Annotated in this window: 14 protein-coding genes; 10 read left to right on the forward strand and 4 right to left on the reverse strand. The window is 66.3% G+C overall.

Going from position 1 to position 14,396, the window contains the following annotated elements:
* Positions 1-74 precede the first annotated feature (74 nt).
* Complete coding sequence (ftsY, locus tag AC5P5X_RS10005; RefSeq protein ID WP_099561638.1) at positions 75-1,391, reverse strand: signal recognition particle-docking protein FtsY; 1,317 nt, start codon at positions 1,389-1,391, stop codon at positions 75-77.
* Positions 1,392-1,520: 129 nt separating this feature from the next.
* Between ftsY and AC5P5X_RS10010 the strand changes: the two genes are divergently transcribed.
* Entirely contained in the window at positions 1,521-1,820 is a 300-nt protein-coding gene (locus tag AC5P5X_RS10010; RefSeq protein ID WP_005409088.1) for a hypothetical protein, read from the forward strand.
* Between the two features lie 197 nt (positions 1,821-2,017).
* Here the strand turns inward: AC5P5X_RS10010 and htpG are convergent, their stop codons facing one another.
* Complete coding sequence (gene htpG / locus AC5P5X_RS10015) at positions 2,018-3,910, reverse strand: molecular chaperone HtpG (RefSeq protein WP_099498291.1); 1,893 nt, start codon at positions 3,908-3,910, stop codon at positions 2,018-2,020.
* Between the two features lie 652 nt (positions 3,911-4,562).
* Between htpG and rsmD the strand changes: the two genes are divergently transcribed.
* From rsmD to AC5P5X_RS10045, 6 genes are all read left to right on the forward strand, one after another.
* Complete coding sequence (gene rsmD / locus AC5P5X_RS10020; protein WP_049461091.1) at positions 4,563-5,141, forward strand: 16S rRNA (guanine(966)-N(2))-methyltransferase RsmD; 579 nt, start codon at positions 4,563-4,565, stop codon at positions 5,139-5,141.
* 26 nt (positions 5,142-5,167) lie between these two features.
* Positions 5,168-5,677, forward strand: a complete 510-nt coding sequence (coaD, locus tag AC5P5X_RS10025) for a pantetheine-phosphate adenylyltransferase (protein ID WP_005409091.1) — start codon at positions 5,168-5,170, stop codon at positions 5,675-5,677.
* Between the two features lie 60 nt (positions 5,678-5,737).
* Positions 5,738-6,229: a hypothetical protein gene (locus AC5P5X_RS10030; RefSeq protein ID WP_005409092.1), complete on the forward strand. Its 492-nt coding sequence runs from the start codon at positions 5,738-5,740 to the stop codon at positions 6,227-6,229.
* Between the two features lie 132 nt (positions 6,230-6,361).
* Entirely contained in the window at positions 6,362-6,643 is a 282-nt protein-coding gene (locus AC5P5X_RS10035) for a YfhL family 4Fe-4S dicluster ferredoxin (RefSeq protein WP_004153175.1), read from the forward strand.
* Entirely contained in the window at positions 6,640-8,370 is a 1,731-nt protein-coding gene (gene ggt, locus AC5P5X_RS10040; RefSeq protein ID WP_099497827.1) for a gamma-glutamyltransferase, read from the forward strand. Before AC5P5X_RS10035 ends, ggt begins: the two co-directional genes overlap by 4 nt.
* 120 nt (positions 8,371-8,490) lie before the next feature.
* Positions 8,491-9,378 (forward strand): MBL fold metallo-hydrolase, encoded by an 888-nt coding sequence (locus AC5P5X_RS10045; RefSeq protein WP_005412984.1) that lies wholly within the window; start codon positions 8,491-8,493, stop codon positions 9,376-9,378.
* Between the two features lie 308 nt (positions 9,379-9,686).
* On the opposite strand, the gene AC5P5X_RS10050 is transcribed toward AC5P5X_RS10045, so the two are convergent.
* Entirely contained in the window at positions 9,687-9,980 is a 294-nt protein-coding gene (locus tag AC5P5X_RS10050; RefSeq protein WP_005412985.1) for a PsiF family protein, read from the reverse strand.
* A 60-nt stretch (positions 9,981-10,040) separates the two neighbouring features.
* Here AC5P5X_RS10050 and AC5P5X_RS10055 point away from each other — a divergent pair, with 60 nt between their 5' ends.
* A complete protein-coding gene (locus AC5P5X_RS10055; protein WP_223846393.1) occupies positions 10,041-10,466 on the forward strand; it encodes an ArsR/SmtB family transcription factor in 426 nt (141 codons plus the stop codon).
* Positions 10,447-10,926 (forward strand): SRPBCC family protein, encoded by a 480-nt coding sequence (locus AC5P5X_RS10060; protein WP_024956419.1) that lies wholly within the window; start codon positions 10,447-10,449, stop codon positions 10,924-10,926. The genes AC5P5X_RS10055 and AC5P5X_RS10060 overlap by 20 nt, the downstream gene beginning before the upstream one ends.
* A gap of 63 nt (positions 10,927-10,989) precedes the next feature.
* Here the strand turns inward: AC5P5X_RS10060 and upp are convergent, their stop codons facing one another.
* Entirely contained in the window at positions 10,990-11,622 is a 633-nt protein-coding gene (gene upp, locus AC5P5X_RS10065; protein ID WP_005409099.1) for a uracil phosphoribosyltransferase, read from the reverse strand.
* Positions 11,623-11,838: 216 nt separating this feature from the next.
* On the opposite strand from upp, the gene AC5P5X_RS10070 reads away from it, so the two are divergent.
* Entirely contained in the window at positions 11,839-14,373 is a 2,535-nt protein-coding gene (locus AC5P5X_RS10070; protein WP_219625174.1) for a TonB-dependent receptor, read from the forward strand.
* Positions 14,374-14,396: the final 23 nt, after the last annotated feature.

Consider the following 14,396-nt stretch of genomic DNA (forward strand, 5'->3'; position numbering starts at 1 on the left):
GAGGTGGGCAGCCACCCATGGGGTGGCTCTACCGGGCTGCAGTAGAGCCACGCCAAGCTTGGCTGCACGGTCTATCAGGCACCCAGCGCTTCGGGCAGCAGGGCGTCAACGAAGGCTTCCGGATCGAACACACGCAGGTCTTCCGGGCGCTCGCCGATGCCGGCGAAACGGATCGGAATGCCGAACTCGCGGGCCAGCGCGAACACCACGCCGCCCTTGGCAGTGCCGTCCAGCTTGGTCACCACCAGGCCGGTCACGTTCACCGCGGCATTGAACTGGCGCAGCTGCGACAGCGCGTTCTGGCCGGTGGTGCCGTCGATTACCATCAGTACTTCGTGCGGTGCAGTGGCGTCGATCTTGCCGAGCACGCGGCGGATCTTGCCCAGCTCGTTCATCAGGCCGGACTGGGTGTGCAGGCGGCCGGCGGTATCGGCGATCAACACCGAGGTGCCACGGGCCTTGCCGGCCTGCAGCGCATCGAATGCCACCGAAGCGGCATCGGCGTTCTGCCCTTGGGCGACCACGGCCACGCCGTTGCGCTCGCCCCAGGCCTGCAGCTGTGCGACGGCGGCGGCGCGGAAGGTGTCGCCGGCGGCCAGCATCAGGCTGTGGCCTTCATCCTTGAAACGCTTGGCCAGCTTGCCGATGGTGGTGGTCTTGCCAACGCCGTTGACGCCGACGGTCAGCACCACGAAGGGCTTGGCATTGCGGTCGATCACCAGCGGCTTGGCCACCGGCTGCAGGATCGCGATCAGCTCGGCGCGCAGCGCGGCCAGCAGCGCATTTGCATCTGCGAACTCGCGCGACTTCATGCGCTTACGCAGGCCCTCGACCAGGTCGGTGGTGGCACCCACGCCGACGTCGGCGGTGATCAGGGCGGTTTCCAGCTCGTCCAGCAGGTCGTCATCGAGTTTTGGGTTGCGCGAGAACAGGCCACCGAAGCTGCGCGCGATGACGCTGTTGCGCAGGCGTTCGCGCCAGCCGGGCTTGCCGGCAGGTGCCGGAGCAGCGTCGACCGAGGCGGCAGCAGGCAGGTCGTCGGTGACCGGTGCCGGGGTGGGCTCGGGCAGCGGTGCGGGTGCCGGTTCGATGGCCGGGGTCGCGATGGGGGCGACGTCAATCTGCGCCGTGGGCGCAGGAGCTGCCGGAACCGGTGCGGCTGGGGCCGGAATCACCGGGGTGGGCTCGGCAGCGACCGGAACGGCGGTTGCCGGGGGCGGCTCGACCGGTGCAGGCTCGGCCGGTACGGCTACCGGTGCCGGCTCCTTGTCCTCGACCGGCGCGGCCGACGGAAACGCCGCCGCCAGCTCTTCAGCCGAGTAGTGCTGGGTCTTGGGTGCCTCCGTTGCGGGGGCATCCTGGGGCTTCTTGCGGCGGAAAAAACTGAGCATTGGCAAAAGGCGCTGAAATCAGAGGGATATGCTACCACTCGGGCCTGTCGGGCCGATGTGGACTCAAGGTCGCGGCCGGCCGGCCGTTAACCGGTCCGGAGGGCTGCGCAGGGCGGTCCGGAGACCGCCATGAACAACGTGATGGGAATCGCCCTCGGCGGGATGCGTGCGGCCCAGCAGGGCGTGCTGGTGGCCGCGCACAACGTGGCCAACCTGGCGACTCCCGATGCCCAGCGCCTGCAGCTGCAACGCAGTACGGTGGAGCAGGGCGGGGTGCAGGCCGCGGTGACTCCTACCGGCACCGATGTCAGTGCACCACTGGGTGATCTGCTGGCAGCGAAAGCCGAGGTGGTGGCTTTCGCTTCCAACGCCGCGGTGATCCGACGCCAGGACCAGATGCTGGGCTCGCTGCTGGATCGCGAGGCCTGAGCCGCCCGGCCTTGGTGGGTGTCAACCTTGGTTGACACGCTCGACCCGCCTGGTAGATGCCAATCCTGGTTGGCACTCACCACCCGCCCCGGTAGGTGCCAACCTTGGTTGGCACGCTTTTTGGGCGCCAACCGAGGTTGGCCTCTACCAGAGCATCGCCGGGTAAGCCGGGCCATGCCCGGCGACCACCTTGTCGATCAGGCCGACAGCTCCAGCAGCAGCTTGTTCAGGCGCGCCACATAGGCGCCCGGATCCTTCAGGCTGTCGCCGGCGGCCAATGCAGCCTGGTCGAACAGCACCCGGCCCAGATCGTCGAAACGCGCGCCATCGGCTTCAGCATCCAGCTTGGCGATCAGCGGATGGCCCGGGTTGATCTCCAGCACCGGCTTGCTGTCCGGCACCTTCTGCCCGCTGGCTTCCAGGATCTGGCGCATCTGCAGGCCCAGGTCCTGTTCGCCGATGGCCAGCACCGCCGGCGAATCGGTCAGGCGGTGCGAGACGCGCACTTCGGCCACGTCATCGCCCAGCACCGTCTTCAGGCGCTCGACCAGGCCCTGCTTGTCCTTGGCCGCTGCTTCCTGTTCCTGCTTGTCCGCTTCGGTTTCCAGCGCGCCCAGGTCGAGGTCGCCGCGGGCGATGTCGACGAAACCCTTGCCGTCGAAATCGGTCAGGTAGCCCATCAGCCACTCGTCGATGCGGTCGGTCAGCAGCAGCACTTCCACGCCCTTCTTGCGGAACACTTCCAGGTGCGGGCTGTTGCGCACCTGGCTGTAGCTCTCGCCGGTCAGGTAGTAGATCTTGTCCTGGCCTTCGGCCATGCGGCCGAGGTAGTCAGCCAGCGACACGTTCTGCGCGTCGCCGTCGCCACGGGTGGAGGCGAAGCGCAGCAGGCCGGCCACCTTCTCGCGGTTGTTGTAGTCCTCGGCCGGGCCTTCCTTCAGCACCTGGCCGAATTCCTTCCAGAGCGTGGCGTACTGCTCCGGCTTGTCTGTGGCCAGCTTTTCCAGCATGTCCAGCGAGCGCTTGGTCAGCGCGGCCTTCATTGAATCGATGACCGGACCGGACTGCAGGATCTCGCGCGAGACGTTCAGCGACAGGTCGTTGGAATCGACCACGCCCTTGATGAAGCGCAGGTACAGCGGCAGGAACTGCTCGGCCTGGTCCATCACGAACACGCGCTGCACGTACAGCTTCAGGCCCTTGGGCGCATCGCGGTGATACAGGTCGAACGGCGCGCGGCCGGGCACGTACAGCAGCGAGGTGTACTCCAGCTTGCCTTCGACCTTGTTGTGGCTCCACGCCAGCGGATCGCTGTGGTCGTGTGCCACGTGCTTGTAGAACTCGGTGTACTCGGCGTCGCTGATCTCGGTGCGCGGGCGGGTCCACAGCGCGCTGGCGCGATTGACGGTTTCCCATTCGACCGCGGCGCCTTCTTCGCCACCTTCCTTCGGCATCTGGATCGGCAGGCCGATATGGTCCGAATACTTCTTGAGGATGCCGCGCAGGCGCCAGCCATCGGCGAAGTCGTGCTCGCCGTCCTTCAGGTGCAGCACGATGCGGGTGCCGCGCTCGGCCTTGTCGATGGTGGCCACTTCGAAATCGCCTTCGCCGCGCGAGGTCCAGCGCACGCCTTCGCCTGCAGCCAGGCCGGCGCGGCGCGAGGTCACTTCCACTTGGTCTGCAACGATGAAGGCACTGTAGAAGCCGACGCCGAACTGGCCGATCAGCTGCGAATCCTTTTTCTGGTCGCCGGACAGCTGGCGGAGGAAATCGCCGGTGCCGGACTTGGCGATCGTGCCGAGATGGGCAATGGCCTCGGCGCGGCTCATGCCGATGCCGTTGTCTTCGATGGTGATGGTGTGGGCGGCGGGGTCGAAGCTGACGCGCACGCGCAGCTCGCTGTCACCTTCAAGCAGGGCCGGCTGGGTCAGGGCTTCGAAGCGCAGCTTGTCGGCAGCGTCAGCGGCGTTGGAGACCAGCTCGCGCAGGAAGATCTCCTTGTTGGAGTACAGCGAGTGGATCATCAGCTGCAGCAGCTGCTTGACTTCGGTCTGGAAGCCAAGGGTTTCGGTCTGGGTGGTCTCGGTCATCGATAGGGCTCCATGTGCAATGCCGCGCCAGCGCGTGCGGCCTCGCCAAGGGGTATGGCTGATTGTCCCGAAATCAAGGGGTTGGTCGGCAGGGCTTGCAGCCCTGCACCTGCAGAGGCCGATGCAACAGCAACATCAACAGCAGCAGCGGGCTATCCGTGGGATGGCGGGGCGGTGTGGGTTGGCAGGACACGCCGTAAACCCGTCCCTGGGGGCTCGATGGCGCCATCCATGGCGCCAACGGTCCTGCCAACCCACACCGCCCCGCCTCTGACAGGTTCACGCGGCTGTTGGCAGGTGTCGACCTTGGTCGACACATCTGTCAGATATCGATACATCAAATGGGGTCAGATCCGTTTTCCGCAGGAAAACGAATCTGACCCCAAGAGACCTTCCGGCAGATCGCAGGAAACTGTCGAAGGCGGGGTGGGGCAGGTTGTGGGGGTGTCCGCGGCATGGATGCCGCGGCCAAGCCCCCATGGACGGGTTTACGGCGTCCCCCACAACCTGGCCCACCCCGCCTACCCACAGGAAACCAGCTTTTGCCGTTGCTCTGGCTGTTGCTTCGGCCTCTGCGGGTTCCGGGCGCCGCCCGGACGACTACAATCCCGCTCATGCTGAAATTCTCGAATGAACCCCGCCGGGGGCGCCTGTGAGCGGCCGTGGGGGCAATGACGGCCAGGTCCGCATCATCGGCGGTCGCTGGCGCAATACCCGCCTGCCGGTGCCGACCCTGCCGGGGCTGCGGCCCAGCAGTGACCGCGTGCGCGAGACCCTTTTCAATTGGTTGATGCCCAGACTGGGCGGCGCGCGGGTGCTGGACCTGTTCGCCGGCAGTGGCGCGCTGGGCCTGGAGGCGGTCTCGCGCGGTGCCGCCCACGCCACCCTGGTCGAGCGCGACGCGCAGCTGGGACGCAATCTGACCGCGGCCGTGGCCAAGCTGCAGGCCGCCGATCAGATCACCGTGGTGCAGGCCGATGCCCTGCGCTGGCTGCAGGGCGCGCCCGCGCAGCAGGCCGATCTGGTCTTCATCGACCCGCCGTTCGCCGATGGCCTGTGGCAGGACGTGCTGGCGCAGCTGCCGCGGCACCTGGCCGCCGATGCCTGGCTGTACCTGGAATCGCCGGCCGGCCACGTGCCGGTGCTGCCGCCGGACTGGCTGCTGCACCGCGAGGGCGGTACCCGCGAGGTGCGCTTTGCCCTGTACCGCCGCGCCACTGCTACACTTTGACCTCATCTGAACATCTGCATCCGCCCATGACCGTGGCCAACCGCCGCATTGCCGTCTATCCCGGCACGTTCGACCCGATCACCAACGGTCATATCGACCTGGTCAGCCGGGCCGCGCCGCTGTTTGAAAAGGTCGTGGTGGGCGTGGCGCAGAGCCCGTCCAAGGGCCCGGCGCTACCGCTGGAGCAGCGCGTGCAGCTGGCGCGTGGCGCACTGGGCCACCATGGCAACGTCGAGGTCATCGGCTTCGACACCCTGCTGGCCCATTTCGTCCGTTCGGTCCAGGGTGGGGTGCTGCTGCGCGGCCTGCGCGCGGTGTCCGACTTCGAGTACGAGTTCCAGATGGCCAGCATGAACCGCCACCTGATCCCCGAGGTCGAGACCCTGTTCCTGACCCCGGCCGAGCAGCACAGCTTCATTTCGTCCTCGCTGGTCCGCGAGATCGCGCGCCTGGGCGGCGACGTGTCCGGCTTCGTGCCGGCCGCGGTGCTCGAAGCCCTGCGCAAGGTCCGCGAAGCGAAGGCGGCACAGTCGTAAGTCCTGCTGTACCCGCACCCCATTACGTACAACACCACGCACCATTCCGGGAGGAAACCCATGAACACCACCATGCGCGCGATGCTGATCGCTTCGTTGGCCCTGGCCTTCACCGCCTGCAAGAAGGAAGAGGCCGCTCCGGTCGACGAGGCCAAGCAGGCCCTGGTCGCCCCGGCCAAGGATGATGATGCAGGCTGGAAGAAGTACCTGCAGGAAGTGGCCATCCAGAACATGGGCAATATCACCAACAGCCCGTTCCTATACTACCTCTCGCCGGAATCGGACCCGGACTTCCAGGCCAAGTACGAGCGCCAGACCGAGAGCGCGACCCAGGCCGTGGCCCGTGGCGTGCAGCCGGGCAACATGCTGGCCTTCGGTTCGTCGGCCTCGGGCAAGATGGCTGACATGATCCAGGCCGTGTTCAAGGACGTGTCGCCGGATTCGATGAAGGGCGTGCGTGTCGTCTTCATCGGCCAGTCGGCCGACAACGCCCGCGTGCAGGCTGCCATCCAGCCGACCGGTGCCGAGTACATTTTCGTCGAAGCCAAGTAAGACCGAGCCATGGCGGCCATGCTCCGGCATGGCCCGGGCGGCGTCCTGCAAGGGCGCCGCTGATGACCTGACCGGCCCGCGCGCCCGCGCTGGCCGGTCCTTTGTCCCAGGGCGCGGGCGAGGAGTATCGCCGTGTCGCTGAAAATCAACGAGCTCTGCGTCAACTGCGACGTATGCGAGCCGGCCTGCCCGAACCAGGCCATTGCGATGGGTGAAACCATCTACGTGATCGACCCTGCGCGCTGCACCGAATGCGTGGGTCATTTCGACGAGCCACAGTGCGTGGTCGTCTGCCCGGTCGAGTGCATCGATCCGGACCCGGAGATCGTGGAAACGGAAGACCAGCTGCTGGCCAAACTGCGCCAGCTGCAGCACGATCACCCCGAACTCTATGCGGAGCCCCCATCCGAATGAAGACGCTGATCGTCCGCCGCCTGTTGCTGCTCGGCCTGCTGCTGAGCCCGATTGCCTGGGCCGACAGCCCGGCCCGTGCCGAGCGCCCCGACGGCGCGGCCATTGCCAGCGGCCACGCGCTGGCCACCCAGGCCGGCATCGACATCCTGGCGCAGGGCGGCAACGCCTTCGACGCCGCGGTGGCGGTATCGTCCACGCTGGCGGTGGTCGAGCCGATCAGTTCCGGGCTGGGTGGCGGTGGCTTCTTCCTGCTGCACGACGCGGCCACCGGCAAGGATGTGATGCTGGACGCGCGCGAGACCGCGCCGGCCGCGGCAACGCCGCAGGCCTTCCTCGACAAGCAGGGCAACCTCGACCGTGACCGCTCGGTCAACGGTGCGTGGTCGGCCGGTATTCCGGGCCTGCCTGCGGCGCTGGTCGAGCTGTCGGCCAGGCACGGCAAGCTGCCGCTGTCTGCATCGCTGCAGCCGGCGATCCGCATCGCGCGCGAAGGCTTCCCGGTCTACGACCGCATGGCCAAGGGCTATGCCTCGCGCCGCGAAGTGATGGAGCGCTATCCCGGCACCCGTGAGGTCTACCTGCGCAACGGCAAGCCGATCGCCAGCGGTGACCTGTTCAAGCAGCCGGAGCTGGCACAGACGCTGGAGCGCTTGGCCGCAGGTGGCTTCGACGGCTTCTACAAGGGCCAGACCGGAAAGCTGTTGCTGGCCGGCGTGAAGCAGGCCGGCGGCCAGTGGACCGCTGAAGAGCTGGCCGGCTATCGCGTGAAGCAGCGCGAACCGATCGTGTTCAACTACAACGGCTGGAAGATCACCACCGCGCCGCCGCCGTCGTCCGGTGGCATCGCGCTGGCCAGCATGCTGCAGATCCTGGAAGGCTGGGACATCAACAAGATGGACCCGGCGCACCGCACCCACCTGGTGGTGGAGTCGATGCGCCGTGCCTACCGCGACCGCACCTTCTTCCTCGGCGATCCGGACTTCGTGCAGATCCCGCAGAAGGTGCTGACCAGCAAGGACTACGCACAGGGCCTGCGGGCGACCATCCATCCGGAGAAGGCCACGCCCAGCGACCTGCTGTCGGGCAACCCGACCCCGCTGGAAGATGACGAGACCACGCACTTCTCGATCATCGACCGTGACGGCAACCGGGTCGGCGCGACCCAGACCGTCAACCTGCTGTACGGCTCGGGGCTGATTCCGAAGGGTACCGGCGTGCTGCTGAACAACGAGATGGACGACTTCGCGCTGAAGCCGGGCACGCCCAACGCGTTCGGCGTGATGGGCTACGAGGCCAATGCGCCGAAGGCGGGCAAGCGCATGCTCAGCTCGATGACCCCGACCTTCATGGAGAACGCCGACAAGGTGGTGGTGCTGGGCACCCCGGGTGGCAGCCGCATCATCACCATGGTGCTGCTGGGCATCCTCGGCTACGACGCCGGCCTGGACGCGCAGCAGGTTGCCGCGCTGCCGCGCTACCACCACCAGTGGCTGCCGGACCTGATCGAAGCCGAGGACGATGCATTCGACGCGGCCACGGTGAAGCAGCTGCAGGCGATGGGTCACAAGATCGACCTGCCGGGCAATGTCGCCGCCGGGGGCCGCGGGTCCAGCCACGTGTGGGGCAACCTGCAGACCGTGGAATGGGACCGGAAGGCCAACAAGCTGTTTGGCGGCAGCGACCCGCGCAACCCGGTGGGCAGCGCCCTGGTCGTGCCGGCACGCTGATCCGGTCGTGCCGGCCGCTGGCCGCCAATCTGGCTGTTTACCGAAACCCCGCCTTTGACGGCGGGGTTTTCTGTTTCCTTTCTAGCGATTATTTAACGAGCCGGCGCCGATAATCGACACATGAAACTCTGGTCTATTCGTGGAAACTCGCAGCGCCTCGACGGCGGCGCGATGTTCGGCAACGCGCCGCGCGCGTTGTGGGAAAAATGGGCGGCACCGGACGAGCTCAATCGCATCGAGCTGGCCTGCCGTGCGCTGCTTGCCAGCCCGCTGGAAGGCAAGACCGTGCTGTTTGAAACCGGTATCGGGGCGTTCTTCGATCCGCGCATGCGTGAGCGCTATGGCGTGCAGGAAAGCCAGCACGTACTGATCGATTCGCTGCGCGAAGCAGGTTTCGAGCACGAGGACATTGATGTCGTCGTGCTCAGCCACCTGCATTTCGATCATGCCGGTGGCCTGCTGGCGGCATGGAGCGAAGGGCGTGAGCCGGAACTGCTGTTCCCCAATGCGACTTATGTGGTCGGTGCGCAGCATTGGCAGCGCGCCATGCAGCCGCATCCGCGCGACCGTGCCAGCTTCATTCCGGAGCTGCCTGGCCTGCTGCAGGCCAGCGGTCGCCTGGAAGTAGTGGACGGCGAGTATTCGAAGGTTCTGGGTCGCAGCGTTCGCTTCAGCTACAGCGATGGCCACACGCCGGGGTTGATGCTGGCCGAGATCGTCGGCCACGCGCACGCCGGCGAAGATGCGCACGGCGGGGTGGTGTTCTGTGCCGACCTGATCCCGGGGCGCTCATGGGTACACGTGCCGATCACCATGGGCTACGACCGCAATGCCGAGCTCCTGATCGACGAGAAGCGGCAGTTCCTTGAGGACAAGCTGGCGCGCAACGTGCATCTGTTTTTCACCCACGACCCGCAGGTGGCGCTGGCGCAGCTGGGTCGCGATGACAAGGGGCGTTTCGTGACCCTGCACGAGCAGGGTGAATTGAAGGCGCGCGCGCTGGGGTGACGGGTGTTCGGCAGGGCTGTTCCCTGCACCTGCAGAAGCCGAAGCAAGATCAAGAACGGCATTCCGTGGGATGGCGGGGCGGTGTGGGTGGTCAGGACACGCCGTAAACCCATCCATGGGGGCTCGATGGCGCCATCCACGGCGCCTGCCCACCCACACCGCCCCCACCTCTGACAGGTGGCCGGTGGCTATTGTTGGATGCCGACCGTTGGTCGGCACATCTGTCAGATATCGATATTCAAATGGGGTCGAATGCCATTGCTGTGCAACGGGCTCTGCCCCCATTCGATTGAACTGGACGAGCGATGCTACGACGCCTTCAGGCAGCTGCTCATGAAGGTCTTGCGCGCGTCACCGGCCAGCTTCTTGGCACCCGCGTCAGCGTTGCACTTGCGCATGCGTTCCTGTTGCGCGTTGGCCGGCTTGGCTTCGGCAGCGTGGCCACTGAGGCAGGAACTCTGCGCGGTCTTGTAGGCGTCACCCTTCAAGCCCTTGTTCTTGGCCGAGCAGTCGGCCATGCGCTGCTGCTGCGGCGTGGTGGCATTGGCAGCCAGGGGCAGGCCGACCAGCAGGACAGCGGCCAGCAGGAAAGAAGCTTTCATCGAGAGCACTCCAGGCGGTGGCGGGTGCGCGGAGCATTGGCCTGCAGGCAGCAACGCCACGTGAAGAATCGTGCCTCGGCAGCGACCGCTTGCAGGGGCATTCAGATCGGCGTATTAATTAGCCATATGGGTAAGTATGATCCCGCCATTCAAGACGTGTTCCAGGCACTGGCCGACCCCACCCGATGCGCGATCGTGGCGGCGCTGGGGCAGGGGCCGCGCACGGTGTCGACCTTGGCCGAGCCTTTTGAGATGGCCTTGCCCTCGCTGATGAAGCATCTGGCCGTGCTGGAGCGCAGTGGCGTGGTGCGCAGCCGCAAGCAGGGGCGTGTGCGCACCTGCGAACTGGTGCCGGAACGGTTGGGCCAGGCCGAGCAATGGCTGGCCGAACAACGTGCCATATGGGAAACGCGCGCCGACCGCATGGTCGAGTTTGTCGAAACCCTTCACCGACAGGAGCAGGCCCATGGCCGTAGACGCAGGTAACAACCCCGAGACCGATCTGGTCATCAGTCGCGTACTGAACGCACCGCGCGCCGCCCTGTGGCGGGCGTGGACCGACCCGGAGCTGCTGCGCCAGTGGTGGTGCCCGAAGCCGTGGTCCACCGAAGTGCGTGCCTTCGACCTGCGCCCGGGCGGCGCCTTCCACACCTTCATGCAGGGCCCCGACGGCGGCAGCAGTGACAACCCGGGCAGCTTTCTGGAGATCGTGCCGCAGCAGCGTCTGGTGTTCACCTCGATGCTGGGCCCGGGTTGGCGGCCGCAGTCACCGTGGCTGGGCTTCACCGCCATCATCTCGATGGAGGATGAGGGCCAGGGCTGTCGTTACACCGCGCAGGTGATGCACCCGGACAAGGCCCTGCGCGACCAGCATGAGCAGATGGGCTTCTTCGACGGCTGGAACACCGTCATCGGCCAGCTGGAAGCGTTCGCGGCCGGCCTGTAGGCCGGCATCCGGGGTGGGGTCAGAGCCCTTTCTGCGAAAGGGATCCGACCCCGGTTCGGCGGCTCAGCCGACGCGGGTACCGAAGATGCGGTCACCGGCATCGCCCAGGCCGGGCAGGATGTAGCCCTTGTCGTTGAGCTGGGCATCGATGGCCGCGGTGTAGATTTCCACGTCCGGATGCACGGCCTTGACTGCTTCGATGCCTTCCGGCGCGGCCACCAGGAAGATGCCCTTGATGCGGCGGGCGCCGGCACGCTTGAGCATGTCGATCGTGGCGATCAGGGTGCCGCCGGTGGCCAGCATCGGGTCCAGGATCAGCGCGTCGCGCTCTTCCAGGCGGCCGGTCAGGCGCTCGAAGTAGGGCACCGGCTGCAGCGTTTCCTCATCGCGCTGCAGGCCGACCACGCTGACGCGTGCCGCCGGGATCAGCGACAGCACGCCGCTGAGCATGCCCAGGCCGGCGCGCAGGATCGGCACCACGGTGATCTTGGCGCCGGCGATGCGCTGCACGGTGACCGGACCGGCCCAGCCGGGCAGGGTGTGAGGCTCGGTGTCCAGGTCGGCGGTGGCCTCGTAGGCCAGCAGCGTGCCGAGCTCGTTGGCCAGTTCGCGGAAATCCTTGGTGCTGAGCGCAGCGTTGCGCATCAGGCCGATCTTGTGCTGCACCAGCGGGTGGCGCACTTCGACGATCTTCATGGTCGGGAAGGGGGATAAGGAGAGAGGACGCCATTTTGCCGGATTGGGCGCCCAACCCCAAACCGGGGCCGGAGACGGCCCGCATGAAATGTGCAGATGCATGTCATTGCCATGCAACCTTGCGGACATACCGTGCAGACCCATTCTTAACAGGAATGGGGATTCCCAGTGCATATCAAGACTCCGTTGGCCGTTGCCATCACCCTGACCCTGGCGATGGGGGCTGCTGCACCACTGCAGGCCGCCGGGCAGCAGGCGGTTGCCGCCACCGGTGCAGTGGCCGCCGATGCGGTCGACCTGGACCGCATTGAAGTGCGCGCCCAGCTTGAATCGCAGATCCGCGCGGTGGACCTCAAGCGCAGCAGCAACGCCATCGAGGATGCGGTGTCGTCCGACGCGCTGGGCCAGTACCCGGACAAGAACGTGGCCGAGTCGCTGCAACGCCTGCCGGGCATCAGCGTGACGCGCGACCAGGGCGAGGGCCGCTACGTGGTCGTGCGCGGACTGGATGCCAACCTCAACAGCGTCAGCGTCGACGGCATCGCCATCGGCACACCGGACAACTCCAGCCGCGCCGCACCGATGGACGTGATCCCGTCCGATTCGACCGAGCGCCTGCGCGTGGTCAAATCACCGACCCCGGACATGCCGGGCGACGCCATTGGCGGCGCGATCCTGGTCGAGACCGCCTCGGCGTTCGACCGCGAGGGCCGCAGCCTGCGTGGCAAGATCGAAGGCAGCCACCAGCAGCTTTCGGGCGAGACCAGCCCGAAGGCCGCGTTCAACTACAGCGAAGTGTTCAACGACACCTTCGGCATCGCCGCCGGCGTGAACTACCAGAAGCGGACGTTCGAATCGGACAACAGCGAAGTGGAGTACGGTGATGTCAGCGGGAACAAGGATCCGACCACCACCCGCCCGGGCGAAATCACCGCGCTGAACCTGCAGAACCGCAAGTACGAGATCGAGCGCAAGCGCATCGGCGCCAACCTCAATTTCGACTGGCGCCCGAACGAGGACAGCCGTTACTACCTGCGCACGCTGTACAGCCAGTTCGACGATGCCGAAACCCGCCAGCGCGTGATCTTCAACTTCAACAGCGCCGACATGATCGCCACCGGCACCGACCAGTATCGACTTGCCGGCATGCCGAAGGATTCGATCGACAAGCGCATGCGCTACCGGACCAAGGAAGAGAACACCTTCGCCGCCAGCCTGGGTGGCGAGAACAAGCTGACCGACGCGGTACTGGACTACAAGATCGGCTATACCCGCACCGAAGAACGCGTGGACGACGAGATCGAATCGCGCTTCAAGCTCAACGGCAAGGCCTTCAATGGCACGCTGGACCAGCGCAGTCGCCTGCCCACCTACACCTTCGACAACGACCAGTGGCTGGACAACGCCAACTACAAGTTCGACCGTGTGGTGGCCAAGCCGAAGAAGGTGGACGACGAGGAGCGCAGCGCGCAGGTCAACATCCGCTTCGACGGCGACAACAGCAGCTACAAGTTCGGCCTGCTCGGGCGCTGGCGCGACCGTGACGTGAATGTCGATGAGGCGTCGCTGCGCGTGGGTCCGGCGATCAAGCTCAGTGACTGGACGACCGGCTCGCCGGAACATCGCCACGGCCCGATGGGGCAGGGCATGGACTCATCGGCGATGCGCAGCTACTGGTCGCAGCACGGTGGCGAATACAGCGCGCGTCCGCAGGATGTCGGTGGCAACGCCGCGACGTCTCTGGAAGGCGACTACACCGCGCGCGAAGACGTGTTCGCCAGCTATGCGATGGGCACCTGGGACATCGGTGCGCTGCGCGTGATCGGCGGCGTGCGTGTGGAGAACACCCGCTTCAGCGCCACAGGCAATCGCGTGGACGTGGCCAAGGACGGGCGCTCCTACACCGCGACCCGGGTCACCGCCAGCAAGAGCTACAACAACGTACTGCCGGGCCTGCACCTGCGTTACGACGCCAGCGACGACTGGGTGTTCCGCTTCGCCGCCAACAAGACGGTGGCGCGCCCGGGCTTCGGCGATGCCTCGCCGCGCATCGGCCTGGCCCGCAACGACAATGAAGTGCGCCTGGGCAACCCGGAGCTGGATCCGTACGAGTCGACCAACATCGACCTGTCGGTGGAGAAGTACATCGGCGAAAGCGGCATCCTCTCGCTGGGCGTGTTCCACAAGTCGATCGACGGCTACATCGTGCAGGTCCGCCAGGCCGGCGCCGACGGCATCTACGACGGCCTGCCGGTGGTGACCTCGGTCAATGGCGACAAGGCCAAGGTGCGTGGCGCCGAGTTCAACTGGCAGCAGCAGCTGTCGTTCCTCCCGGCTGGCTGGGATGGCCTGCTGGTGGGTGCCAGCGGCACCTGGCTGGACACTGATTTCGACCCGGGCCTGGCCAAGCGCGCCGGTGAGGACTTCACCCTGCCGCGCGCCTCGAAGAACGTGTACAGCGCGCACATCGGTTACGAGAAGTACGGCCTGAGCACCCGCGTGGCAGCCGTACACCGCAGCGAGTACCTGGATACCCTTGGTGCCGGCCGTGCCTTCGACATCTACGTAGCGCCGAACACCCAGCTCGACTTCTCGCTTGACTACAGGTTCACTCCGCGCGTGAGCATGTATTTCGAGGCACAGAACCTGCTGGACAAGCCGCTGGAACTGTACCAGGGCACGCGCTCGCGCACCCTGCAGATGGAAGAATATGGCCGCACCTACGCACTGGGCCTGAAGGTGGCACTGTGAGCGGGCCTCGCATCACCCTGCTG

The organism is Stenotrophomonas sp. YJH_SMC_91 (assembly GCF_059368495.1).